Origin of the sequence: Bifidobacterium apicola, from assembly GCF_042846865.1 — a bacterium.
GTDB lineage: Bacteria > Actinomycetota > Actinomycetes > Actinomycetales > Bifidobacteriaceae > Bombiscardovia > Bombiscardovia apicola.
This window is the reverse complement of sequence record NZ_BAAFQQ010000001.1, coordinates 1673311-1698748: the sequence shown is the minus strand read 5'-3', so window position 1 is coordinate 1698748 and position 25438 is coordinate 1673311. Positions and strand designations below refer to the sequence as shown.

General features: G+C 57.3%; 22 protein-coding genes and 3 tRNA genes. 8 read left to right on the top strand and 17 right to left on the bottom strand.

Annotated elements, in window-relative coordinates; translation table 11 throughout:
• Positions 1-3: 3 nt before the first annotated feature.
• Positions 4-975: a carbohydrate ABC transporter permease gene (locus ACGG9J_RS07060; RefSeq protein WP_390134856.1), complete on the bottom strand. Its 972-nt coding sequence runs from the start codon at positions 973-975 to the stop codon at positions 4-6.
• 891 nt (positions 976-1866) lie between these two features.
• The gene (gene trmB / locus ACGG9J_RS07055; protein WP_390134854.1) at positions 1867-2685 is read right to left on the bottom strand and encodes a tRNA (guanine(46)-N(7))-methyltransferase TrmB; all 819 of its coding nucleotides are present in this window, start codon (positions 2683-2685) and stop codon (positions 1867-1869) included.
• A gap of 144 nt (positions 2686-2829) precedes the next feature.
• On the opposite strand from trmB, the gene galE reads away from it, so the two are divergent.
• The 3 genes from galE (at position 2830) to ACGG9J_RS07040 (ending at position 4109) form a co-directional block, all read left to right on the top strand.
• Positions 2830-3840: a UDP-glucose 4-epimerase GalE gene (gene galE / locus ACGG9J_RS07050; protein WP_390134852.1), complete on the top strand. Its 1011-nt coding sequence runs from the start codon at positions 2830-2832 to the stop codon at positions 3838-3840.
• A 72-nt stretch (positions 3841-3912) separates the two neighbouring features.
• Positions 3913-3986: transfer RNA gene (locus ACGG9J_RS07045), tRNA-Asp, on the top strand.
• Between the two features lie 47 nt (positions 3987-4033).
• Positions 4034-4109: transfer RNA gene (locus tag ACGG9J_RS07040), tRNA-Phe, on the top strand.
• Positions 4110-4175: 66 nt separating this feature from the next.
• Here ACGG9J_RS07040 and ACGG9J_RS07035 read toward each other — a convergent pair.
• From ACGG9J_RS07035 to ACGG9J_RS07025, 3 genes are all read right to left on the bottom strand, one after another.
• Positions 4176-4715 carry a low molecular weight protein-tyrosine-phosphatase gene (locus ACGG9J_RS07035; protein ID WP_390134850.1) on the bottom strand — a complete coding sequence of 180 codons (540 nt, stop codon included), beginning with the start codon at positions 4713-4715 and terminating at the stop codon, positions 4176-4178.
• On the bottom strand, positions 4715-5383 hold the full coding sequence (locus tag ACGG9J_RS07030; protein ID WP_390134848.1) for a dihydrofolate reductase: 669 nt from the start codon (positions 5381-5383) through the stop codon (positions 4715-4717). The genes ACGG9J_RS07035 and ACGG9J_RS07030 overlap by 1 nt, the downstream gene beginning before the upstream one ends.
• An 89-nt stretch (positions 5384-5472) precedes the next feature.
• Positions 5473-6348, bottom strand: a complete 876-nt coding sequence (locus ACGG9J_RS07025) for a thymidylate synthase (protein ID WP_390134846.1) — start codon at positions 6346-6348, stop codon at positions 5473-5475.
• 142 nt (positions 6349-6490) lie between these two features.
• Here ACGG9J_RS07025 and ACGG9J_RS07020 point away from each other — a divergent pair, with 142 nt between their 5' ends.
• Positions 6491-6904 carry an OsmC family protein gene (locus ACGG9J_RS07020; RefSeq protein WP_390134844.1) on the top strand — a complete coding sequence of 138 codons (414 nt, stop codon included), beginning with the start codon at positions 6491-6493 and terminating at the stop codon, positions 6902-6904.
• A 94-nt stretch (positions 6905-6998) separates the two neighbouring features.
• Here ACGG9J_RS07020 and ACGG9J_RS07015 read toward each other — a convergent pair whose 3' ends face one another.
• From ACGG9J_RS07015 to manA, 4 genes are all read right to left on the bottom strand, one after another.
• Entirely contained in the window at positions 6999-8045 is a 1047-nt protein-coding gene (locus tag ACGG9J_RS07015) for a universal stress protein (protein ID WP_390134842.1), read from the bottom strand.
• Between the two features lie 170 nt (positions 8046-8215).
• On the bottom strand, positions 8216-8941 hold the full coding sequence (locus tag ACGG9J_RS07010) for a C40 family peptidase (RefSeq protein WP_390134840.1): 726 nt from the start codon (positions 8939-8941) through the stop codon (positions 8216-8218).
• A gap of 70 nt (positions 8942-9011) precedes the next feature.
• Positions 9012-9923 carry a CHAP domain-containing protein gene (locus ACGG9J_RS07005; protein WP_390134838.1) on the bottom strand — a complete coding sequence of 304 codons (912 nt, stop codon included), beginning with the start codon at positions 9921-9923 and terminating at the stop codon, positions 9012-9014.
• Between the two features lie 293 nt (positions 9924-10216).
• Positions 10217-11602, bottom strand: a complete 1386-nt coding sequence (manA, locus tag ACGG9J_RS07000; RefSeq protein ID WP_390134836.1) for a mannose-6-phosphate isomerase, class I — start codon at positions 11600-11602, stop codon at positions 10217-10219.
• A gap of 176 nt (positions 11603-11778) precedes the next feature.
• Here manA and ACGG9J_RS06995 point away from each other — a divergent pair, with 176 nt between their 5' ends.
• Complete coding sequence (locus ACGG9J_RS06995) at positions 11779-12066, top strand: DUF2530 domain-containing protein (RefSeq protein WP_390134834.1); 288 nt, start codon at positions 11779-11781, stop codon at positions 12064-12066.
• On the opposite strand, the gene ACGG9J_RS06990 is transcribed toward ACGG9J_RS06995, so the two are convergent.
• A complete protein-coding gene (locus tag ACGG9J_RS06990; protein WP_390134832.1) occupies positions 11999-13249 on the bottom strand; it encodes a sensor histidine kinase in 1251 nt (416 codons plus the stop codon). The two genes, ACGG9J_RS06995 and ACGG9J_RS06990, sit on opposite strands and share 68 nt — an antisense overlap.
• 201 nt (positions 13250-13450) lie before the next feature.
• On the opposite strand from ACGG9J_RS06990, the gene phoU reads away from it, so the two are divergent.
• Positions 13451-14128, top strand: coding sequence for a phosphate signaling complex protein PhoU (phoU, locus tag ACGG9J_RS06985; RefSeq protein ID WP_390134830.1), 678 nt, complete (start codon positions 13451-13453; stop codon positions 14126-14128).
• Between the two features lie 187 nt (positions 14129-14315).
• Here phoU and ACGG9J_RS06980 read toward each other — a convergent pair whose 3' ends face one another.
• The 4 genes from ACGG9J_RS06980 to lysS all read right to left on the bottom strand — a co-directional run bounded on the left by ACGG9J_RS06980 (position 14316) and on the right by lysS (position 18771).
• Positions 14316-15056 (bottom strand): phosphoglyceromutase, encoded by a 741-nt coding sequence (locus ACGG9J_RS06980; protein WP_390134828.1) that lies wholly within the window; start codon positions 15054-15056, stop codon positions 14316-14318.
• 67 nt (positions 15057-15123) lie between these two features.
• On the bottom strand, positions 15124-16071 hold the full coding sequence (menA, locus tag ACGG9J_RS06975) for a 1,4-dihydroxy-2-naphthoate octaprenyltransferase (RefSeq protein ID WP_390134826.1): 948 nt from the start codon (positions 16069-16071) through the stop codon (positions 15124-15126).
• Between the two features lie 66 nt (positions 16072-16137).
• The gene (gene menA / locus ACGG9J_RS06970) at positions 16138-17118 is read right to left on the bottom strand and encodes a 1,4-dihydroxy-2-naphthoate octaprenyltransferase (protein WP_390134824.1); all 981 of its coding nucleotides are present in this window, start codon (positions 17116-17118) and stop codon (positions 16138-16140) included.
• Positions 17119-17142: 24 nt separating this feature from the next.
• Positions 17143-18771: a lysine--tRNA ligase gene (lysS, locus tag ACGG9J_RS06965; protein ID WP_390134822.1), complete on the bottom strand. Its 1629-nt coding sequence runs from the start codon at positions 18769-18771 to the stop codon at positions 17143-17145.
• 128 nt (positions 18772-18899) lie between these two features.
• On the opposite strand from lysS, the gene ACGG9J_RS06960 reads away from it, so the two are divergent.
• Positions 18900-18973, top strand: a tRNA-Pro gene (locus tag ACGG9J_RS06960).
• Between the two features lie 85 nt (positions 18974-19058).
• On the opposite strand, the gene ACGG9J_RS06955 is transcribed toward ACGG9J_RS06960, so the two are convergent.
• The 3 genes from ACGG9J_RS06955 to ACGG9J_RS06945 all read right to left on the bottom strand — a co-directional run bounded on the left by ACGG9J_RS06955 (position 19059) and on the right by ACGG9J_RS06945 (position 24077).
• The gene (locus ACGG9J_RS06955; RefSeq protein ID WP_390134820.1) at positions 19059-20531 is read right to left on the bottom strand and encodes an amino acid permease; all 1473 of its coding nucleotides are present in this window, start codon (positions 20529-20531) and stop codon (positions 19059-19061) included.
• A gap of 91 nt (positions 20532-20622) precedes the next feature.
• Complete coding sequence (locus ACGG9J_RS06950) at positions 20623-21060, bottom strand: hypothetical protein (RefSeq protein ID WP_390134818.1); 438 nt, start codon at positions 21058-21060, stop codon at positions 20623-20625.
• A gap of 5 nt (positions 21061-21065) precedes the next feature.
• The gene (locus ACGG9J_RS06945) at positions 21066-24077 is read right to left on the bottom strand and encodes a glycoside hydrolase family 2 TIM barrel-domain containing protein (RefSeq protein WP_390134816.1); all 3012 of its coding nucleotides are present in this window, start codon (positions 24075-24077) and stop codon (positions 21066-21068) included.
• A 223-nt stretch (positions 24078-24300) separates the two neighbouring features.
• Here ACGG9J_RS06945 and ACGG9J_RS06940 point away from each other — a divergent pair, with 223 nt between their 5' ends.
• Complete coding sequence (locus ACGG9J_RS06940; RefSeq protein ID WP_390134814.1) at positions 24301-25320, top strand: LacI family DNA-binding transcriptional regulator; 1020 nt, start codon at positions 24301-24303, stop codon at positions 25318-25320.
• Positions 25321-25438: the final 118 nt, after the last annotated feature.

Genomic DNA, 25438 nt, shown 5'->3' with positions numbered 1-25438 from the left:
CAATCAGGCCTCCTCGTTGTAGACCCAGAACCGTTTTGTCAGGAAAAGCACACCGGTATACATTCCGATCAGCAAGAGCATGACCCATGCCATGGCCGCGCCATACCCGGCATGGTAACGAGTGAAGGACTCATCGTACATGTAGACCATGTAGAAAAGGGTCGTGTTCCTGGGCTTGCCCTGAGTGATGATGTAGCACTGGGTGAAAGCCAGGAATCCATTGATGGACTGCATAACAAGATTGAAAAATATGGTTGGTGTCAGCAAGGGCAGCGTGATCCGCCAGAACTGATACCACTTGTTGGCCCCATCAACGCTGGCCGCCTCATAGAGCTCACTGGGGATTTGCTTGAGGGAGGCCAAAAAGATAAGCATGGACGATCCGAATTGCCAAACCGAAAGGATAATCAAGGTCCAAATAGCAGTGGATTCATTTCCCAGCCAGGCGAAATGGCTGTGTATGCCGAACAAACCAAGGGCCTTGTTGATAACGCCATCTGCCGCGAACATCTGCTTCCAAAGGATGGCCACGGCCACGGAACCCCCCAGGATGGATGGCAGATAGAAAGCAGCCCTGTAGAAACCAGAGATGCGCGAATTACGCAAAAGCAGCATGGCCACCAGCAAAGCAAAGACCAACCTGAGCGGGGTAGAGATCAGAGCAAAGAAAAGCGTCACGCCCAGGGACTGCCAGAAGAGCGGGTCCGCAGTGAACATACGCACGTAATTGTCCAGTCCGATGAATTTCGGCTCGCCGATGATGTTGTAATCGGTAAAAGTGTAATAAAGGGAAAGAGCCAGAGGCACTATCAAGAACATCAGAAAGCCGAAGATGAAAGGGGCGGAGCATACGAGTCCGGCCACTTTCTCACGCTCCAGGAAATTGACAAGCCGACCATGAGGACGAAACCTCAGACCCGGCCCTTCTGTGGACCCATCGGCAGGAATCTTCCTGTCGGCCGCTTCTATGGCCATAGCGCAACCTCCTTGTATTCGACGCGACATCAGTCGGAAGCCTATGCGGCACAGCCGGATCAGCAAACCGCAAAACAGGGATCGTCAGCGATCATTCACCCTTGAATTTTTTGGTTATCGGTTAGAGCATCATGTGACTGCCCGTTACCGCACCCGGATCAACCGCAGCACTAACGACTCTACAACAAAATGAAAATAATGTCATATTCATTCCCGTTTTTCATGAAAATTCCATTTATTACATCATGACAACAGGCTTCTCTGCCCGACAGACGCATAACTCTCCGCCCAGCTCCATTTGAGCATATATTCTGCGCCGTGAGCACAGAGGCCCGAATCTGCTGAGTTCTCAAGCTCGGCATCAGGATCGAATCCCATACCGGACATCATCGCATCCCGACCATGGCAGGACCGTACCCATCCACAAGGCACAAGGTATGAGAAGCCTCTGACCCTAGGTGACAACGCAGAGACCGATAGGGTTGTAGCAGCGCACAGAAGATCCGGTCAGCGCAACCCAGGCGCCCCTTCTTTGGCGAATGGTCAGAATCAGCCACTGCCAGTTTCCGTCGAGTCGATCTCGACAATATATCCGGCGAAGTTTCTTCTGGGCCGTTTCCCGCTTGGCTGGACCCATGAGCCGCATCTAGATCCGCTGCAGCCGAGGAAGCCAAAACACATGCAACCTTGTTCCTCATACTGGCCGAAGCCTTGGGACCTCCAGAATCTGTTTGCATCGTGGTTCTAGGACCGCACGGCGTAAGCAGGTACAGGCTTCAGAGCTGGCCTTATTAAGGTACGACTCCATACCCAGCATCTGCCGTGGTCGGTCCTTATCAGTCCCGATACGGCCCGCAGACGAAGACCGCATGCCTCAGAATCCTCCTTCGATCATCCTTCTGCCACCACCTGGTAGGTCAGATCATGGATGGTCCTGCCGGCCAGCATGCCCTTGCGCTCGAAATTGGTCACGATGCGACCCTCAAATCGGTTCGACTCGGCAAAATCCCCGTGAGGCATCTCTTCCGCCAGAGCTGCAGTCCCCTTGCCTACATGACCCAAAGGCAACCGGACGGTTCTATCCCCCAAATTGCACAGACCCGGATGACCATCCAGCACCTCGTGCACATGCAGGGCATAGTCCTCGATGTCTGTAGCTATACGCCAAAGCCCCCCCGTGCGCAGGCACAGCACCACCGCATCGGCCAGGGCAGGCTGGATCAGCCGACGCTTATGATGCTTGGTCTTGGGCCAGGGATCAGGAAAGAAGGTCCAGAGCTCGTCAATCAGGTTCGCAGCCAGGTGCTCCAGCAGATCCGGGGCATTGACCTGGGCCAGCCTCAGGTTGGTCAGCCCCTCCTTGCCTGCCATGAGCATAGTATGGGCCAAACCGGGACGGTAGACCTCCAAGGCCAGGTAGTTACGTTCAGGATGGCTGCGGGCAGCAGCCACGATGTTCTCGCCCTGACCAGATCCGATTTCGACGGTCAGCGGTGCTCGCCGTTCCCAGATTCGATCAACCGCTTCCTGATCCAGCTGCAGATTCTGAGTCACCGACAGTGGGGACCCCTGCCCACGCAGGTTCAGCATGTAGAGTCCGGAATAGCGCTCCCAGGCTGCTTTCAGACGGGGACTGAGTCTGTCGGAGCGCAGGACGTATGAGACAATGGCCTTTCGACCGGATTTCTGTGGCTGCTCAGTGTTTTTCACCCTTCATGTATATCCTAAATATGGAGGTTGCATGGCCTGTAGCGAGTTTGTTTCCGTGATATACTCAAATTGAAACAAAATAGAACATTTGTACTCAAAATTGAACATGATCGCATCTGCGGTCTTCAAAGGAAGGCGAGGAAAATGGCCATTCTGGTGACAGGAGGGTGCGGATATATTGGCGCCCATGTGGTCCACGCCCTGCAGGAGGCGGGCAGGGAGGTCGTCGTGGTTGATGACCTCAGCTATGGCAAGCCCAGTCGGATCGGCAATGCCCGTCTTTACGGCGCTGACGTGGCCGCGCCAGGCGCCGATCAACGCCTGGCCGAGATCATCGAGGGGAACAAGGTGGACTCGGTCATCCACTTCGCCGCCCGCAAGCAGGTGGGCGAATCAGTGGAGAAGCCCATCTGGTACTACCAGCAGAACCTGAACGGCATGATCAACGTACTGTCGGCCATGGCAAAGACCGATGCCAAGAAACTGGTCTTCTCCAGCTCGGCCGCAACATACGGCGAGCCTCCGGTCGACGTGGTCCCCGAAGACGTGCAGCCCATGGTCCCCATCAACCCCTACGGCCAGACCAAGCTGGTCGGCGAGTGGATGGCCCGGGCCTGCGAGCAGCCTTACGGCATCCGCTTCTGCGCCCTGCGCTACTTCAATGTGGCCGGCTGTGGACCAGTCAGCCTGGAGGACCCGGCCGTCCTCAATCTCATCCCCATGCTCTTCGACAGGCTGCGGCAGGGCAAGGCGCCTGCCATCTTCGGGGACGACTACCCCACCCCCGACGGCACCTGCGTACGCGACTACATCCACGTCTCCGACCTGGCCGACGCCCATATCGCTGCCCTGGACTACCTGGACCGCGACCAGCGCCGCTACGATGCCTTCAATGTGGGCACCGGCCAGGGTACATCCGTTCGACAGATCGTGGACGAAGTCAAGAAGGTAACCGGGCTGCCCTTCACTGAGGCCATCAAGCCCCGCCGCGCCGGCGACCCACCGCACCTGATCGGCGACCCCACTCGGATCAACACCGAGATGGGCTGGCATGCCAAGTACGGCGTCGAGGAGATCGTCGAATCAGCTTGGAAGGCCTGGCAGGCCAACCCTGCCCACCACATCGACACCGATGGCTGGCAGCAGCAGGACTAGGCAGCGACGCGCCGGGGCTTGCATTCCTCCGGCGCTCATGTAAACTTTCCTCTTGGCTGTTCGAGCAGCCTCGGCTCCGTAGCTCAGTTGGTTAGAGCGCCGCCCTGTCACGGCGGAGGTCACCGGTTCAAGTCCGGCCGGAGTCGCTGGGAATGGTCTGACCCGGTTTGTCCGGGTCTTTTCGACTGTTCATGGCTCTGTAGCTCAGTTGGTAGAGCGAGCGACTGAAAATCGCTAGGTCAACGGTTCGATCCCGCTCGGAGCCACCAACCATTAAGCCCCTGAGATTCATGAGGAATCCAGGGGCTTAATTGATATTTACACGTATCTATCGTTCAGGACAGCTGTCTGACCACCCAGTCGACAATGTAGGGCGCGGTATGCTCGATCTGATCGATGGCCACCTCGAACTCATGGGGGCCGCCATACCAGGGGTCCACCAGATCGATTCGGCTCTCCCGACCTGGCGCCGGCTTGGGCAGATCCGGGTCGAAGCTGCGATACAGGTGAACGGCGGATCGCTTGCCTGAGGGCAGCAGACGCAGCAGGGCGCGCATATGGTCGGCTGTCATGGGCAGGAGCAGATCCGCGTCTTCGGCCTCCTCCCGGGTGATCCGATGGGCGAAGTGGTCGGTCGGCACCTCATAGCCTCGCGCGCGCAGAACCTTCTGGGCGCGCCGATCTATGGGGTTGCCGAATTCCTCGTCGCTGACCCCGCTGGATTCCACTCTGACCTGGTCCTCATCCAGTCCGCGATCTTGGAAGGATTTGCGCAGGATGACCTCAGCCATGGGCGATCGGCAGATGTTGCCAGTGCAGACGGTCATGACGTTGTAGGGGCCCCGTGAAGCCTTTCCTTCGGAATGCTGGGCCATCAACGCACCTTCCCATAGGTGATGTACCGGAAGCGCCGGATGGCATCCGCCTGATCCGGTTCGGCAGGGGTCATCCAACGGCTCTTGTCGCGCACCTGCCAGAACCGCTTGCTGACCAGCTCCTCCATATCAGGCACGAAAACGTCGGCTGGTGTCTGCAGATCCAGGTCAGTTACGTAAGCCGCATCAGCCAGCGGAAAGAAAGTGTTGAAAACCCCTGCGCCGCCGATGATCCAGATTTCGCTACGATCCATCCCATCATCAGGAATGGCTTCCTGCCTGGCCAGTTCCAGAGCATCGTCGGCCGCAGATACCACAGTGGCGCCTGGTGCCCGGAACCCTGGGTCGCTGGACAGAATGATGTTGTCCCTCTTGGGCAGGGGCCGCTCCCCCATGGAGACCCAGGTCCGCCGCCCCATGATGACAGGATGGGATACGGTAAGCTCCTTGAAGTGCCGCATATCCTCGCTCAGATGCCAAGGCAGCGCATTGTGGTAACCAATGGCGCCACGCCGACCGTCAGTGGCCTGCGCCTGCGCCCAGATCATATTGACCGATGAGCGGCGGCCCATCTCTTCTTCCTGATGCCGCCAGTCCTCATCGCCTAGAAGCCCGGCCTGACCGGGCTCGGGTTCGTGATAGCCGCTTCGACTATTGTCATGCTCCATCTGTTGCGTTCACTCCTCATAGTGAGTAGATATACGAGTACATTCTAATCTTCGGATCCGACGGTGCCCGTATTCGGCTCAGCGCACCATCAGACAGCCACTGGGGCTTTGATGGCGGGGTGGCATTGGTAGTCCACCACCTCGAAGTCTTCATACTGATAGGAGAAGATGGAGTCGGCCTTGCGGATGCGCATGGTCGGGTAAGCATAGGGTTGGCGCGACAGCTGCTCCAGAACCTGCTCCACGTGGTTGTCGTAGACGTGGCAGTCGCCGCCGGTCCAGACGAACTCCCCAGGCTCAAGACCTGCCTGCTGGGCCATCATCAGAGTCAGCAGGGCGTAGGAGGCGATGTTGAAAGGAACCCCAAGGAACATGTCGCAGGAGCGCTGATAGAGCTGGCAGCTCAGCCTGCCGTCGGCCACATAGAACTGGAAGAGCGCATGACAGGGAGGCAGGGCCATGCTGTCAACCTGGGCCGGATTCCAAGCAGTGACGATCATTCGACGGGAGTCCGGATGGGTACGTATCAGATCCAGCACCTTGGCGATCTGGTCGATGGTGTGATGAGGGTCCTCTGGCGTCGGGGCGGGCCAGCTGCGCCACTGGACTCCATAAACCGGGCCCAGATCCCCGGTTTCCGGGTCGGCCCATTCGTCCCAAATATGCACGCGGTTCTCCTGCAGCCAGCGAACATTCTGCGATCCCTTCAGGAACCAAAGCAGCTCATAAGCAATTCCACGGAAGTAGACCTTCTTGGTGGTGATCAGAGGGAAGGAATGCGACAGATCGAAGCGCATCTGCCGCCCGAACAGGGATATGGTGCCGGTGCCCGTCCTGTCGGATTTGAGAGTGCCCTCGCGCAGGATGGTGCGCACCAGGTCCTCATAGGGGGTGGGAATGTCCGAGTCGGGACGCTCAGGGATACGTGTACGAATACGCTGCAGTTCTTCGGGAGTCAAGGCCATGCGGCCATACTATCAAGTCCTCCGTCAGCTGAGCGTGCCCCGGTGACGAATCGCACACTCCGGGTTAGATTGGAGGAGCGGGTCCGGCCACAGGGTCGGATCCGGATGACGCACCCGCCGGGTGCCGGACAAGGAGGAACAGATGGGCAAGAGACTTTGGGTCGAACGCGATAAGGACGGCACCTGGAATGCCTATGGGGACAATGGGGCCCACATCACCTTCGGCAAGGGCGAGGATCAGTTCAACCCGGGCGATCTTATGAAGATCGCCCTGGCCGCCTGTGGAGCCCTCTCCAGCCAGTTCGCCGTGGAGAGCGCCCTAGGCAAGGGCAAGGGAGCGAAAATCGTGGTAGACGGCACCTACGACACCGACGACGACGCCTACTTGAGCTTCGATGAACAGGTGGATGTCGATGCCACTTCGGCCAGGCTGGCCCAGGAGGACGCGGACAAGCTGGAAGAGCGGGTCCGCCGCCATATTGCCAAGTCATGCACCGTGGCCCACACCTATCAGCGGGAGACCCCAGTCAGGATCTCCGTCAAAGTTCGTCACTGATCTGACGAGGATAGATGATCGAGCGGGGATTGCCAGGTTCATTGAACTTCGGGGATCCCCGCTCTTCGTCGATGCTGCCGCTGAATCGACCGTCTTACTCCTTATGCTCGGGATCGATGGTCGACTCCAGGTCAGCCAACTGCTCGGGCTTGGCCATATCCACAGAAATCCGCTCCACTCCGGTGATCTCGGCCACATCCGTGCTTTCAGCTGCGTCGGCTGCGGCCTTAAGACCGGACTCCTCGGCCTCCACGTACTTGCGCGGCACCACGTAAACAGGGCTGACCGCATGCTGCAGGAGACCCTGGCTGGTAGATCCCAGCAGGAGCCCGGTGAAGCCGCCGCGGCCCCGCGAGCCTACTACGACCACGTCATGGGTCTTGCTGGCCTGCGTCAAGGCCTCAACGGCAGACCCTGGCACCACGGTCTTGTTGATGCGCAGATCCGGATAGGTCTTCATGAGCGGGGCGATCCGAGTATTGAGGTCATCCAGATAGGAGTCCATGACGCTGCGCTCCTCAGCCGAACCTGTGCCGGTCAGTCCGGAGATGTTCGGCACTGCCGACATGACGTCAAGTTCAGCATTCCAGCTGTCGGCAAAGGCAGCGGCGATCTGCAGGGCCTTAAGGCCCCACTTTGACTCGTCGGAACCCACGGCGACCCGCTTGATATCGTTGCTCAGATGCATCAGATTGCCATCGTCGTCAGTGTAGGGAACGACCACGATAGGGCAGTAGGCATAGGCAGGCAGGCTGGAGCTGGTGGTTCCCAGCAGACGTTCGGCCAGGCCACCCTTGCCCCGGTTGCCGATGACTATCAGCCGGTAATTGCGGCTGAGCTCCACGAAGACCGAGGAGGGATCCCCGGTCACGATCAGCGTGGCTGCACCGACCCCCTGCTCATCGGCGATGGCCTTGGCCTTGGAGAGTATCTCCTGGGCATCGTTGTGAGCAGCCACGTCGTCCCCCATGGTGGTGTACGTCGCGTCGAAGGAGACGGCCGCATACGAGGGAAGGGAATAGGCACAGACGATCTGCAGGGTCAATCCTGCATGCTTAGCGTAGTTGGCAGCCCACCATGCCGCCTTGTAGCTGGCGTCCGAGCCATCGACGCCTACCAGAACAGCCTTGTCGTTGCTCATCCGACGACCTCCTTTACACTTGGCGATGACAAACCGACACCGCTCCTTCTGCCAGAATATCGCATGCGGCCCTGATCAATAAGCTGGCAGGGACCAACACGCGAGGAACATCAGCTTTGGATATGCAAAACGCCCCCGTAGGGGCGTTAGGTCTGCATGAAAGCTATGCCTCAGACCAGGCGACGATAGTAGAAAGTCTGGTAGACCGCCTGAACCCTGACGCAGCTACCTGGAGACGGGGCGTGGATCATACGTCCGCCGCCAACATAAATGCCTACATGGCTGCCATCGGGGGCCACCATCAGGTCGCCAGGGGCCGGATCCGTGACCGGCACACCAGCCGAACCCTGGGCAGCGGCAGTGCGGGGAAGACCGATGCCGAAATGAGCAAACACATACTGGGTGAACCCAGAGCAGTCGAAGCCCTTAGCAGGATCAGTCCCGCCAAACACATAGGGAATTCCCTGGAACTGAAGGGCGTAGTTGACCACCTCTGCACCCGTGCCAGTGGCCGGCACATCTGTGACTGGGTTCTCGGTGCTGCCACGAGCAGCCGAACGGCTAACCTGCATGGATTGACGCTGACTGGCTGCAGCCTGGGCCTGCTCGCGAGCCTGCTGGGCTCTGGCCTCGGCATCCTTCTCTGCCTGAGACTTAGTCGCAGGAACGCTTAAAGACTCAATGCCACCCCAGCTGCTGTCTTTTTCGACAGTGGTCGCCGTCGACTCGGTCAGCAGATCGGCGCGCACCTTGCTGCCAGGAGTGAATGAACGTGACGAAGTGACTGCGGCTTCACTGCCGTCACTGGCCTGGGCCACGGCGGGTATACCGATGGAGAGCATGCCACAAATCGTGACCGCTGCCATCAAGCTCACATACTTGCGTGTGTTTTTCATCAAGCACAATTCTATCACGTATCAAGAACAAGGACCAGCGAAAATGGGACAGGATCCGCGCAGCCGAGAATCAGTAATGGATGTAACTCAGAGCGTGCACGTTGGACAAGGTACGAGAGTAAGTCTTTCCGTTCATGACAGCACCACACTCAGAAGTGACGATGGAACCGTCGGGATTGATCTTCTCAACGATGGCCACATGGCCGTAGAAGGAATCCGAACCCTCCTGGCCAGCCTGGAAAACCACGATGTCGCCGACATTGCGTGGTGTACTGTCCACCCAGTAGCCCAGTGAGCGGGCCGAGCCAGACCAGTCCTTGGCGTTGCCCATATAGGAGCCCACCGGCAGACCCAGCTGGTGACGACGGACGTAGGCCCACCAGGTGCACTGGCTGAACTCGTAAGCGTTGCCCGCATCTCCAGTGGCATGGTTGGGATCGAACCCTGCCGGCAGCACTGATTGGTTGGCATCCATCAGCACGGCTACTACCGGGTTCTTGGCCGATGATTTAGACATCTGCCCGGCATCGAATGCAGCCTCGCCAAGATCCCAGCTGCCTTCGTTGCGCTGTGACGCCGTCGCCAAGGGCTGACGGTAATCAGAACGAGAGACCCTTGCACCTCCATTTGCACTGGAGGAGCCAGTGGAGGAAGAGGGGGTGACCAAGTTGATTGCGACGCTGTCGGCCAGAGGCAGGGACCAGTCGCTCCGAGCCTGGCTGACGGCCATGGAGGAAGCCGCAGCACCGACCAGGACAGTCAAGGCCGAGCCGGTCATGATATGGGAGCGACGGGCCGAGGCCTTGGCCGCCAAACGAATGGACCTGCGGGTTCGAGGAGCTACCTCGTTGAGCTTGGCCGCCAAGGCATCATCAAGACCTTCAATGCCCACTGCATGGGTTACGCCCGTCGATCGGCTGGTCGGCGAACTGCCGACACCTGCGCCTCGCGTGGCCGAAGCCCTGTGCGCAGCATGCTTCATCTAAAATCACTCCCGTTTATGTTCCGACGCGACTTTCGTGCCGTATCACGAACCATCACAAGGGAACACCATAACGCAAGCAAGAACCCGGGCCAAATCACCCGAATTGTCCATACTGGTGTACTCAAGCATGGCTTCGGTGGTCGCTCATCTTCGACAACCACGGAATACGCTAGGATTATACGGACATGAGGCGGACATGGGCAAACCCGCATGCGTGCCGCTCACCACGGCGTGTCCCACGGTTTTGAACCGCGCCTGGTCCACCCTGAGCGAACCATGTTCATATGAGGTCAGACTGGCGTCGAAGCCAGAAGGAAGGATCCGCCTGCATCGTCGAAACCTTCAGGCATGGTGATGTCGACACGGCCATCCTCGGAGGGAATGAAGAGGGCCCGACCCTGGTCCAGTACGCAGGACTGGTCCGCAGCTGTACAACGGATCCTGCCATCAGTGCAGACGATGATACGCGGTCCACTGCGGGGAATCATCAGGTGGCGAGGCCCCAGTCGCTCTATCAAATCCCCGTAGCGCTGCTGAAGCCTGTTGAGCAGGGGCCAAGTGGCTCCGCCCTCCTCCACATGTCCGTATACCAGCATGTATTCGTTGATCTTGGGCCGGTAGGTCACCATATTATGCATGATCAGTGTGGCAATCATGGAGCTGGACGGATCAATAGGGGCCGAAGGCTGGCAGTCCAGGCTGCGCAGCAGGTTAGGAATATCTCGATGCTTGGGAGTCATGCCGGCCCTGAGCACGTTGTCGGAGTTGGTCATGATCTCAGCCGCAGTGCCATGGATGTATGCGTGAGGAGTCCCGGCGGGGATATAGACCGAATCGCCCTCCTCCAGATCTACAGGATTGAGCATGAGCAGGCAGAGCACGGCTGGATCCTCCGGGAAAGCTCGTGCAGCGCGCAGGGCATGGCTCAGTACGGCTCCGGCCCGTTTTGACCGCAGCCGCCCAGCAGCAGCCTCCAAGGCTTCCTCCAGGCCACGGGCCGCCTCTGGTTCAGCAGTCACAGCGGCGTGGAAAGCCCGGAAGATACGTCGACGGGAGTCCGGCCAGATCAGCGAGGAGACCGGCATCACGGCATCCGCCGAAGCGAAGCGGGCAGGAGGAACCCCCAGATGGAAGGTGCGGGCGGTCAGCGCCTGGGTCATCAGGCCAGCAAGAGGATGGTCCACTGCACGCAGGAGGGTCAGCTGCGCGGAGATGGTTGCAAAGCCTACACAGGCCTGGAAGGGTTCCAGGGCCACCACCATCTCGTTCTTGGCCAGACTGTCATGAAAGGAGCGGCTGGGATCATCGTCGGACACTCCCAGGGCATTCTCTCGGTTGAATCCGGCACGAGCCTCGAAATCCAGCGGATGCACCTGCAGGGACAGAGGAATGCGGGCCGAGATGATTTTGAACAGATAGGGCAAGGTGGGGCCGAAGAGACGGGAGTCGCGCTCCCCCAACATGGCCATGGGGTTGCGGCGAATGGCTGCGGTCAGAGGCAGCAGCGACCCATCGGGCAGGGTCAAGGGCGAGGGGGATTCGGTGTGCCCGCTGAACCACATCTCCGCCAAAGTATCCCCCTGGCGTCCGTCTGACTCATGCAGGTGAAACATGTGCTGCAGTCGGTCGTGTGAGCCCCAGGCGTAGTGCTTCTCCACAGCTTGGATCGGATACACGCACTCCCCCTTTCCACGGGAAATCCCTCCATGGGCCGGTGCATACGAACCCACCAATCCCCGTCATGATAAGACAAGGGCCGAGGCCTGGGCAAGGCGTGGGAGTCGCCGCATGTCAGCTTCGAGTCTGTGCGCCAAGTTGTCAGGCATGTCATTGTGAACGGTACAGTGGGGGTATGAAGCTGGCTCCCATTTTCGACCCGGACGCCCGGAGGCCATCACCGCGGCCCGTGCAGGTGGATCTGCGACGCATCTTCCTGTTCGGCACTGGTGTCTGGATTCTGGCGCTGGTCCTGGTGGGCATCCTGGCTCTAGCCGGGATGACAGTCACCAAGCCTTTGATCGTATGTCTGTCCGGGGTCGGCGTCGGCATCCTGCTGATGATCTGGGAATATTTCAATCGTTGGGATTATCGCCGCCTTGCCCAGCAACCGGATCCTGAGCCAGAGGAAGCATCAGCGTAAAGGTGCTCCCCTCTCCTGGTGAGCTCCAGACAGTGACCGAGCCGTGGTGGGTCAGGGCTACATGTTTGACGATGGCCAGCCCGAGGCCGATGCCTACGGCAGTCTCTTTATTCTGATTGTCAGCGCGGTAGAAGCGCTCGAAGATCCTGTCCTGGTCCGCCTTGGATATGCCTCGGCCGTGGTCGACCACCCTGATTTTTGCGTAATGCCCGTCATTCGAGGCCTGTGCCACCAGCGAGACAGTAGAACCGGAAGATGAGTAGGAGATAGCGTTCTCCACCAGCTTGGCAAGAGCCACTCTGATCTGTTGTCCGTCGCCGTGAATCGTCAGCGGCTGGTCACATCGCCATCGCAGGGTCACATGGGCCTGATCAGCTCTATCCTGCTCATCTTGCGCCACTGCCCCGATCTGTTCAGACACATCAAGCACGTTCTCCCTGTTGGGTTTGATCCGCTCCTGAGCCCGAATCAACAGAAGAAGATCCTTGAGCACATGCCCCAGATATGCGCTGTAGCGCTGGACCGAGGAGGCATCCTTGGAGACGCTGCGCAGGTGGCTGCGAAGCAGGTCTGGGTCATCCCCATCCAGGTCTGAGGTGGTTTTGAGCTGTGCCGCTAGCTCTTCCAAGGCTTGGACCGGCTTAAGCATCTGCTCGGATACGTTGGTCATGAAAGCGTCCCTGGTCCGGACGAACCTGACCGAATCGCTCACGTCATCGACCAGCACCACCACCAGGGACTCATCAATGCGCCCCAGGGTGACCTTGAGCCAATTCCTCCTAGACACCGCCTGGGCCTGAACATGGGCCGCATCCCCAGGATCATCGGCATCCTCAAGATCCCAATCATCGGATTCCGGGCTCTCGGCTGCGGTATCCAGAGCGAATTCAGTAGGCGTTCGCGTAATCAGATTGAAGCTGCGTCGCCCGCCCGAACGCCGTACCTGCGCGATGGCTTCAATGATCTTCGGATCCGCAATCTCATCGTTGCTGACGATTCCCAGCCTGTAGGCATCCGGGCTGGAGCGAACAACCTCGTCATCGCCATCGATCACAACTGTGGCTGCGGGGATGAGCGCCAGCAGGGCTTGGGTCGAGCCCTCCAAAGCCTCGCCATCGGTCTGTTCACCGTCCTTGTTCCGGTTGCCCATAAGGCTGCGTAGGCGGTCCACGAACCGTCCCATAAGGACTTCCCTCCAGTCCGGCGCCGACCCCGGACACTGCGACATCAACCAGATCTCATCGGCAGTTCCAGCTTTATTCTCGCATATCCGACATTGATTGCCGCTCCGATAGCCCGACATTCTTCGGGTCTGACTTTCTCTTGCCACCTGGGTCACATAGACTGTAGTCATATCGTTGACCGAAGCCGAAAGGGAAAAGACATGCGTGTGATTTTCAACGAGGAGCTGGGGCTGGTGGCCGACGATCTCGATCGTATGGCTGCCAAGGTTCGCGATGCCATCAAAAAAGCCGGGCGATCCCTGATGGACTGCGACGTAGAGACTGCCCAGGAGGTCATCGACGGAGATGCCGATATAGACAACCTCCAGGCCAGCATCATCGATCAATGCATCAGGCTTCTGGCCAAGCAGAGCCCTGTGGCCACTGATCTGCGGGTGGTGGTCTCCACGCTGAGCCTGTCAGCCACCTTTGAACGCATGGGAGACCTGGCCAGGCATATCGCTGAGACGGCAAGACGCTCCTATCCCGAGCCCACCCTGCCCGCAGAGGTCATCCCCCTGTTCAAACAGATGCAAGCCTTTCTGGACGTCATGGCCGATCGCCTGGTCGAGATGCTCTCCGACAGGGACACGACCATAGCCGAGCAGATCATCGTCAGCGACGACCAGATGGACAAGCTCCACCAGCAGACATTCGGTTATGCCCTTTCAGACGACTGGAAGGGAACCAGGCAACAGCTGATCGACCTGGTCCTGGTAGCACGGTTCATGGAGCGACTGGGAGACCACGGCGTCTCTGCGGCCCGGCGCGTGGTCTACATCGTCTCGGGCTTCGACCCCTCCAAGGACCCCAAGGATCTGGACCTCGATCTGGACTGACTAGACGGCAGAGGGGCGGCCCGCCACCTGACAGCTGTCGGATGGCGGGCCGCCCCTGCTTTTCCAACCACTAAGAATGCGAAAGGTGGCGCCTTCCGCAAAAGGAGAAGACACCACCTAGACAGCTTTGGATGCTCTGCGCCCTAAGGCTGATTTCACGCCATTGGACGGATCTACCTGAAGGGGCTTACTTCTGGCCCTGGGCCGCAACAGCAGCAGCACCGGCTGCGGCTGCTTCCGGATCCAGGTACTCACCGCGAGGCTTGATGGGCTTGAAGTTCTCGTCCAGCTCATAGACCAGGGGAATGGCCGTGGGGATGTTGACCTTGGCGATCTCTTCCTCAGTCAGGTTGTCGAGCATCTTGACAATGGCCCTCAGGGAGTTGCCGTGAGCGGCGATCAAGACGGTCTTGCCGGTCTTGAGCTCAGGAACAATGTCGCTCTCCCAGTAGGGGGTGACGCGCTTGACCACGTTGGCCAGCGCCTCGGCGCGGGGCACGGGGGCTCCGGCATATCGAGGATCATGGGACTGCGAGTATTCGTCGTCAGGATCGATTTCAGGCGGCGGGGTGGCATAGGAACGACGCCAGAGCATGAACTTCTCGTCACCGTACTTCTCACGGATCTCGGTCTTGTTCTTGCCCTGCAGAGCTCCGTAGTGACGCTCGTTCAGCCTCCAGTCGCGCTTGACAGGGATCCAAAGGCGGTCGGCCTCGTCCAAGGCGATGTTGGCGGTGTTGATAGCTCGGCGCAGCAGCGAGGTGAAGACGATGTCCGGCAGAACACCCTTATCCTTGAGCAGCTTGCCGCCCTTGCGGGCTTCCTGCTCGCCCTGCTCGGTCAGCGGGACGTCCACCCAGCCGGTGAACTGATTGGTGTTGTTCCATGCGCTCTGGCCGTGCCTGAGCAATACTAGTTTGTAGGTCATAGTGAAAATTCTAAGACCTGAGAGGGACGGTTTGGCGGACCTACAGCTCCCCCTGTAGAGCGGTCTCTTAAAGCAGGCAGACGCCCAGCCAGCAGAACCCAGTCAGCAAATCGGTATAGCCGGATAGCGCGAACGCTCTGCTGAAGCGGTTCCGACAGCTGGCCATCGTAGTGGCAACAGCCATCACCACGACAGGCAACAGACAGAGCAGACGTGGCCAGGCGGCTGCAAGGGAGCCGCCAGATAGGGGCCATGACTCGATAACGCCCAGGATCACTGCCAGTGCATAGCAGGACCCCATCAGGATCAACGTGCCTCTGGCTCCGATGAAGGAAGACAGCGTGTACTTGCCAGCCAAGGGATCCGCATCGATGTCACGATAGTTGTTGATCTCCAGAACGGGAATGCAGATAAGGCCGCCAACCAGCGCACCAATGAACCCATGACGGTCGATGCTGCCAATCTCCAGGTACTGGGTGGCCAGCACGCCCACCAGACCGAAGAAGATCATGATGCTCAGTTCCCCCATGGCCATATAGCCGTAGGGGTGTTTGCCTCCCGTGTAAAACCAGGCTCCCAGCAGACAGAAGATGCCCACCAGGATCATCCACCAGTGGCCAGTGACCCAGCACAGGATCAGACCGGACAGGCAGGCCATAAAGATGTTGAGATAGGCGGACAACAGGACCTTGCGAGGTTCAACCCCACCGGCCACCCCTCTTCTGGGCAGATCAGGCACTGAGCCGTCAGCGCCCGCGCCTGAAAGGCTGCTCCGGCCTTCGTCAGTGCCTCTGATGCCGTCGAAGTAGTCATTGGCCAAATTACAGGTACTGTGGATGAACACAGCCGTCAGACAGCAAAGAAGGGCAATAATCCAGAAGCGCGCATCCGGCCCCGATCCTTGGCTGAACCGCTGCCGAAGAGCCACCGCCATGCCAATCAGAACCGGTGTGGGCGAGCAGAGCAAGGCTGAGGGTCGCAGTGCGTCCTTGTATTCCTGAAGTGTGATGAACATAATTGCCTGATTATCCACCAAATCGCTTGAAAGTCGACTGCCCGACTAGCAGAGTACCAGGAATCCTCACAGTTGCAGGAGCAGGCCCGCCGACCAGCACAGGGCAGAGACCAGGGTGCCTTTGCCAGCCATACCGAAGGCCTTGGGCAGCTGGCCACGGGCAAAGGCCCGACAGATCAACAGAAAAACAGCGGCCACCGGCAGAAGGATCAGCACAAGAGGGAAGCCTGGCAGGCCATGTCTCATGACAGCCGGGACGAATTGAATCAGGCTCAGGACCAGGCTCAGAATGTAGACCAGATAAATGGAGATAGCTGCTGCACGCGCACCCACCAGAACTGCGTATGTGTGCTTGCCTGCCACGCGGTCGTCGTCCAAGTCCCGGTAATTGTTGAGCATGAGCAGGCCCACGGCATTGAGCCCGCAGACGCAGGCACCCAGAAAGCCGGTGACATCGACCCTGTCAATGAGAAAGTACTCGGTACCCAAGGTGGCCACCAGGCCGAAGAAGATGAAGACGCTGACCTCGCCCAGTCCGTGGTATCCGTAAGGATGAGGGCCACCCACATAACACCAGCCGGCGATCAGACAGCAGACTCCGACCAGGATCATCCACCAGTGACCGGTCAGCGCCATGACGGCCAGACCCATAAGACAGGTGAAGGCCGCCGAGATCATGGTGGCATACAGCACCTGCCTGGGCGGTACGCCTGCGGCCACCAGACGTCTGGGCCTGCCGGAAGCAGCCTCTTCACCTCCACGGCCGGAGTCGGTGCCGCGAACACCATCGGCATAGTCATTGGCAAAGTTGGCTGCTATCTGCATGGATAGGGCGAGCAGGACCAGCAGAACCACGATCAGAGCCAAACGTCCCGGCGTGGCCGCTTTCAAAGCGGGATCGACAGGCGAGGGCGAACAGGAGCTGGTGCACTGTTCCAGGAGCCGTGACCGTTTCAAGACCGCAGCCGAAGCGCCCACGCAGACAGGCGCCACCGAGGCGGGCAGCGTCCTGGGACGCATGCCGTCCATCCACAGTCTGATATTCATGGCTGCTGCTCCCCTGCCATCACTTCAGACCAGCGGCTTGACCAGAGGGAAGGTGATGGTCTCACGGATGGATGCCCCGGTAAGGGCGATCAGCAGACGATCGATGCCCATGCCCATGCCGCCAGCGGGAGGCATGCCCACGCCCAGAGCCTCCAGGAAGTCCTCGTCGATGTCCATGGCCTCGTCGTCGCCGTGGCTGGCCATCTTGGCCTGCTCGACGAACCGCTGCCGCTGGACCACAGGATCGTTGAGCTCTGAGTAGCCTGTGGCCAGCTCGAATCCGCGAACGTAAAGGTCCCATTTCTCGACCACGCCCGGCTTGGTGCGATGGGCCTTGACCAGGGGCGAGGTTTCAACCGGAAAATCACGCACGAAGGTCGGCTCATACAGCTTGTCCTGCCAGAAATGCTCCCAGAGGTGCTCGACCAGCTTGCCGTGGTTCTCGGCCGGCTCCTCCTCCAGGCCCAGTTTGTCAGCGATGGTCCGCAGATGGTCCACGCTGGTCTGTGGGGTAATCTCCTCACCTAGGGACTCGGAAAGGGACTCATACATGCTGATTTGGTGCCAATCGCCGCCGAAGTCATACTGGCTGCCATCCTGCAGGGTCACCTTGAGCGATCCAGCCGTGGCCATAGCCGCCTTCTGGATCAGCTCCTTGGTCAGCTCCCCGATGGTGTCATAGGTGCCGTAAGCCTGATAGGCCTCCAACATGGTGAACTCCGGGGCATGGGTGGCATCCACGCCCTCATTGCGGAAGTCGCGGTTTATCTCGAAGACCCGCTCAATGCCGCCAACCAAGCAGCGCTTGAGGAAGAGTTCAGGGGCTATGCGCAGGTAGAGGTCGATGTCGAAGGCGTTCATATGCGTGGTGAATGGACGGGCCGCAGCGCCGCCATGCACAGTCTGAAGCATGGGGGTCTCGACCTCCATGAAGTCGTGGTCATCAAAGGTGCGCCTCAGCGAGGAGACGGCCTTGGAGCGGCGGCGGACCATGGCCCGCACATCCTCATCCGCGATCATTGCCAGGTAGGGCTTGCGGGTGCGCTGCTCCTCGGTCAGCTCTTTATGAAGGGCCGGCAGTGGCTGCAAAGCTTTGGCTGCGATGTTCCACTCGGTAGCGAAGACGGAGAGCTCACCAGTCTTGGATGCAACCACGCGGCCGCGCAGGTAGAGGTGATCGCCCAAATCGACCAGCTGCTTGAACCGCTTCAGCGAATCGGCGCCGATCTCACGCTTGGAGATCATGCCCTGGATTCGGGTGCCGTCGCCCGCCGCCAGCTGGACGAAGCAGAGTCCGCCGCCGTTGCGCAGGAAGAGGACCCTGCCGGCGATGCCAACCACATCCTCAGTCTCCTGGCCTGGCTCAAGGCGGTCCTGATACTTGCGGCGCACGTCCTCGATGCGATCCGTCACATCCAGATGGACCGGATAGGGCTCAATGCCTTCCTTAAGCATGAGAGCCCTTTTGGCTACACGCATGCGCACCTGTTCGGGATGGCTTTCAGGGCCGTCCGCCAGGTTGCCGGGATCAATGGCGTCATCCAACTGGGCGCCCTGATCGATCTTCTCCGTAATGGCCATATCCTGGTCAAGCAGTGCTTGAGCACGCTCGACCGTCGTCAGACGAGGGGTTTCTTCCGATGAGTCATTCATAAATCGCTATTTTACGCATGAGCCGGTACTTGATCCCGGTTGCCGCCTAATGGCAAGCGGCTGAATGGCCGCGCCGCGCAGACGATGGTGTTTGGCCGACGGTACGTGTACTATATAGAACGTTGTCACGGGGTATAGCGCAGCTTGGTAGCGCGCTTCGTTCGGGACGAAGAGGCCGGGGGTTCAAATCCCCCTACCCCGACAAGCAAGAAGGGGGAGACGAGCATCGTCTCCCCCTTCTCTTTTACACCGATGACATATGCCTAACCGGAAAAATAATCAGCCAGTCACGAATTTTGTTCCAGCATGCTATCAGCGGTGGGGCGCAATTCTTCAGAGGCAGCCTCCGGGTCCTCTTTCTTCAACTTGTTTATATACCGCATGTACCAGAGCATGGCAAGCCCTATGAAGACGACTACGCCACCCACATTATAAACCAGTGTCAACCAGAGGGGCTGGCCAAGCGGAATGGTGCCCGCTACAAAGACAAAGGCGAAGACGCAAAGCAGGAAAACGGAAATAGTCAATCCAAACGTCCTGTTTCCCATCTTGAAGGAACGCTCGACACCATCGAACTTCAGCCTGAGCATGAAATAGGCCAGAAGAATCAGCAGAGGCGGAATCAAGGCCGTGGCTGCAGTCATATTGATGACAATCTGCAGCAATTCGTTGACGTTATTGGAGCCCAAGGCAGGAATGATCAGAATCGGAACCACAATTGCAAACTGGAGCCACGCTGCACGCCAAGGAATGCCTTGTTTGTTCAACTCGATAATCTTGCCGCCGAAGATACCGCTGGGAATCTCAGAGAAGAAAACCTTGACAGGCGCGGAGGTCCACATCATCAAAGATCCCAAGGTGGCAGCCAGCAGAATTAGGCCGACGATACGCTTCACGACCGGGGCCGAAATACCTACCCATTGTCCAACGGCACCCATCACGGTGAAGATGCCAGTCGACAGATCAAGCTTGCCCACAGGCACGAAGATATTCATGACGATTGATGCACCTGCATACAGCAGTCCTATTACCAGGCCTGCGATGATGATAGTGCGGACGAATGCCTTGACTCCCCCCTTGAGATCATTGACAAACACGCCGACGGACTCAGCGCCGCCTACACCCTGGATGATCCAAGCCAGTGTTCCGAGGAATGCCCAGGTTGTGGCAAACGTGCTCAGATCAGGGGAAAGGGTGGAGGCATTGATGGGGGTGGCGGGTTTAACTCCGCCAATCAGCGAGCCTACAGAGAGAAGGATGAATAAAACCGTCAGACCAAGAGCCGCCATAGCTCCGAAGGAAGAGATATTTCCGATCCACTTTGCCCCTTTAGTCGAAACCCAGGTTGCGATAGCGAAAATAACGATCTCCGTCACTGTAATCCAGAATTGGCTCATCTGTCTGTTCTCGCCGAAGAAAAGGAATGAGGCATAGATGATGATGTTCGGAAGTATGGAAGCGAAGTAGAACAGGTTGACGAACCAATAGCAAAAAGCCGTCAAAAAGGCCCATGACCCTCCCATGGACGTCTTCACCCATTGATAAACGCCGGATTCCGAGTCCTTATTCAAGGACACAAACTCGGCTATGACCAGAGTAAACGGTACAAAATACAAAACAGTGGCAATGAAAAACGCAGGGGCGGCGCTCAAACCGATAGCCACATTGTTGTTGATGACGTTCTTAATGCCGAAAACGGCAGAAACAGTCATGCCAAGCAGTGCTACCTGCCCTATTGTGGCTCGTTTCTCAGCACTCATGATTTAGCTCCTTATTAATGTATGAAAGTGATTCGATAGTCGCTGCAAGGTCGAATGGCGACTTCTTGACTGAAAAGAAAGGATGCATCGTTTACAGATCCTCAATGGTGACGTGCAGGACATTGACGTGTGCCTGTGAGCCAGGAATTATCCTGACCGCTTCATCAATATCGCAGACAAGGATCTGTCCCCCTTCGACGGTGATTTTGTCTCCCGAACCGTGGAACAGCTCCCTGTCTGAAAGGTCGTCATACTGGCAGGAGACAGAAAGGCGACTTTTCTGTGCGATCTCGACCGTAAAATCAAAATCCATGCTGGCCAAAACGGTGAAATACCGTCTGTGACCGATGAAATCCGCGCTTGACAAACTTGTCGCCGAATCCCACCAGTACGTCACCGAGTCCCCCACGGAATAAGCGACGTTTTGAAGAAGCCCCGGCGCTTTGGTCAACGCTTCCTGAGATCTGGCCCACTTCTTGGCTGCACCAGTGGCCTTGTCAAAATAGGACCGCGTCTTGAAAAGATACATACCGGTCAATCCTCCTCGAAATTCGTCAGCGCCGACGTAAGGTCATCTTCATAGAGTGGTCGCAACGAGAACGTGAAATCAAACGATTCGAAGCGAATACGGTACTTGTCGAGTACTTCGGAGCCCCATGAATTGGAACCCAGACCCAGCACTTTCTCATTGATGTTCAAAGTGACTGAAGATCGCTTTTGCAGATCAGTCGTGTGCCGAGCCTGATCGATGTCCTCGCTCTTGTAAGGCCAAGCGGAGAATGAGAAAGGATGCTCAGCACTGTTGGATGGCCGTGTTACCAGGAGGCCGTTCCCACGATGATTCGTCAGCGCAACCCAACGCACATCACCTCTGTTGGCGCAATCCTGCGGAAACACATAGGGCGTGAACATGGAATCCACATCCGTGGACCACCTGCCAATGACATTGGCCGTTTTTGAATCCGGATAATTCTCACCCGGCCCCCGTCCATACCACTCGACTTGACGACAGTCACCAGGCAGCTCCATGGATATGCCCACTCGGGGAATAATGTCATGGTAATTCCCATAGGGAGTGCCTTGAGCCCGCACTTCCAGACGCCCCTCAGGCCGAATGCAATAGGTCAGGATTACATTCATGCCGAAATCGTAGGAGGGAGGCGCTATTCGTTCCTCCACACGGACCAAGGCATGTCCGCCGTCCTGGGAAGATGAGATTCCTCCGACCACCGTCTGCATTATCTGAATATTCTTGGACATCCAGATCGAGTCGAACTCCTGCTGATGGTTATCGATCAGGGGCGTCCAGAATCCCAGGCGAACGGGAGAAACCAGCAAGTCCTTGCCGTCTCGACTCCATTTTCTCAGTTCGCCTGTGGCTTTGTCGAAGAGCATCGCACTCTTTTGCGTCTGCACCTCGATTGAATCAGCCCCATCCCTGACTTCGACAGGTTTTGATTTCGGTGCAGCAAGGGGCGGAACGGCAACGTTCTGAATATCAAACTGATAGATTCCAATCTGGAACATGGCCGGCGCCCAGCTATGGGATTTGGTGGATATTACTCGCACAGACAAACGGGTTTCCCCCACTGGGGCAGTCTTGATTCGAACTGGAATCGACTTAGTCTCGCTAGGGGCAAGGGGTCCTGGCTGAACATGTTCAGTGAAAGCCTCACGGCCATCGTATAGGGTTGCCAGCTCCAGTTCGATATCGCTCAGATCTGTGAAGAACCGCTTGTTCTTCACAAGCAGCTTGCCATGATCGTAGCTGACAGACACAGGACAGATGACCTGCTTGTACTCTTCAAGCCCGGGCCCAGGTTCCTGCCAGGGAAAGACCATGCCATCAATGCAGAAATGACCGCTATTGGGATAATCGCCAAAATCTCCGCCATACGCATAGAATGAGCGCCCCTGTGCGTCCTTCTGCCGCAGCCCTTGATCGCCCCATTCCCAAATGAAGTGCCCTTGAATGCAATCCCACTTGTCCAGCACTGCCTGGTACTCGCTCAATCCGCCGGGACCATTGCCCATGGAGTGCCCATATTCACAGATGATTCTTGGTTTGGGATTAGGGTGTTCGCCAAAGTCGTTCATCTGGCTCACACGCGAATACATGGTTGAAATCACGTCAACGCTATCTGCGTTCCTGTCCTCTTCATAATGGGTCGGACGGTAGGGATCGATCTCCTTGCAACGCTTGACCATTGAATCGATATTGCAACCGTAACCGGATTCATTGCCCATCGACCAAATCACAATCGAAGCGTGATTCCGCTCTTGCTTTACCAACCGTGTAATCCGGTCGACGTATGGAATACGCCACTGAGGATCATCGGTCAATCGATTAATTTGACCCACATCGTCGAATCCGTTGGTCTCCATATCGGTTTCAGCCAGCACCATGAGGCCGATCTGATCGCACAACTCATAAAACCGCGGGTCATTGGGATAATGCGAGGTTCGTACGGCATTTATGTTGTGCTGCTTCATGAGCTCAAGATCTCGGCGAACTCTAGGCATGCCCACCGCTCTGCCATGTCTGTCATCGAAATCATGACGATTGACGCCGTTCATTTTGAAGTACGAGCCGTTGAGCAGCATCCGCCCGTCAGCAATGGTCACTTCCGACAGCCCGAGGCGATGTGGAACATATTCAACAGTCTCGTTTCCGCATTGCACACAGAGCATCATCCGGTACAGATAAGGTGCCTCTGGATTCCAGAAAACCGGGTGATCCAAGGTGACGCTGGTAGAGGTTCCCGGAACAGCATCAGCGGACGATATGACTTTATCTCCCTGCGCAATGGTCCACACAACCTTGTCTGCCGGAGAATCGGCCAAATCGAGAGTCACCTCTGCATTGCCCTCCTCCGTACGGTGGGTGTGCACAAAGAAATCAACGAGTCCCTGCACTGGTCTTTCCAGTAAATAAAGATCGCGGAAGATTCCGCTTGCCCACCACATATCCTGATCTTCCAAGTAGGTGCCATCACAGAATTGGAGGACCTTGATCGCAATCAAGTTCTCTCCGTCCAGGAGGAAATCGGTGATATCGAACTCGGCTGAAAGACGCGACCCTTTAGTCATGCCCACATAGCGGCCGTTCAGGTAGAGTTCTGCGTAACTTTCCACACCATCAAACCTGAGGATGGTTCGATACCCATCGGCTGGCATGTCGATATCAACCGTTCGAACATACACACCAGTAGGATTTGCGGATGCCACCTTCGGAGGATCGACTGGGAAGGGATAAAGTTCATCAGTGTATTGGAACTTGCCGTATCCATCTGCCTGCCACATATGAGGCACATCTATTTTGTCCCAGTCAGCATTGAATTTGGACAAATCCTCCAAAGTCACCCGACCAGGTCCGTCGAACAGCCGAAACTGCCATTGGCCCGTTAAATCCATGAACCCCTGGGATAGTTCGCGCGACATCGTGCTGGCCAGTTCCCTGCTTTTATAGCCAAAGAAGTATGCATGAGCAGGCAAACGATTCCTTGATGTCAGTTCTTGGTTTTCCCAGTCGTTAATTGTTCCCATCTATACGCTCCTTTGCGACAGGCGCTGCTATTGTGCAACCGGTTGTCTGCAACGATACGTCATCTTTGACAATTGTGCAACCGGTTGTATTTCTGCTGATTGCTCGGCCGCAAGATAACCACCCTGGATATTCTGTATCGATGCAGAGTGAAATGCCTTTACCATCGGCATCGATGACCGGCAGATACAATATCAACAAACGTCATATAAAAGAGAAGGTCACATGGGCTTAATTCGGGGTAGCAAACGGATCACTCTGCATGATGTAGCTCAAAAGGCAGGTGTTTCTCGCTCCACAGCTTCGCGAGCCCTGAATGGTTCAAAACGTATAAGCAGACAAACCACGCAGCGCGTCAAAGATGCTGCACGGGCGCTCGGTTTCGTTGCTAACGCACAAGGCAGGGCCCTGGCTATTGGACGTTCGGAAACCATATCCATTCTGATTACCGAACCGCTTGACGAACTGCTCTCCGATCCTACCTATGGTGCCTTCCTGCGCGGAATATCCGAAGAGCTTTCGCACACCTCGTATTTGCCTGTACTCATGCAGGCCTCTTCCGCTTTTGAACGTAAACGAGTTCAAACACATTTAGAACAACATACGGTCGACGCGGTTATCAACATCTCCCCATACGAAGGAATGGAACTTTTGAAATCCATACAGAATCAGCATCTTCCAGCCGTTCTGTGCGGGCAGCTGCAGAATAACCCTTACACCACGGTCTTTTCGAACGTCTATTCCGACGATGTCGAAGGTGCAGCCATGGCAGCGAAAGCAATGCAGAAACGAGGAAGAAAACAAATCGCCATCATTCTGGGGCCTGCAGATAATCCAGCAGTGCCAGATCGCCTGGAAGGGTACCGATCAGTATACGGAGCAGGCCTTGACGAAAGTCGAATCGTATATACGGGGTGGGATGAGTCATCAGGTTATTCCGCAATAAGCCACTTGCTCGATCTCGATATATCCATTGACGGGCTCTTGGCCGGCTCCGACCGCATAGCCGCAGGAGCTATTGCTGCCCTTGCCTCCAGGAATCTCAGCGTACCTGACGATGTCTCTGTAATAGGTTACGACGATCATCCTATAGCTGCGCGAATAAAACCAAGACTGACCACGATCCATCAGCCCTTGCTTGAAGAAGGGCGCGTGGCTGCTCAACTTGCCTTGGCCATGATTAACGGAGAAGAGCCCAGCACAAAAATATTGCACATGCGGCTTATCAATCGGGAGTCCCTTTAAGGGCTTGCCGAATTTTCCATAATCCACCATCTGACAAGGTTTTAATTATAGCTTTCTCAATCATCAAAACAGCGAATTTCATCACAGTCGCCGCGCCCTGCAAGCTTTTCAAAGCCTA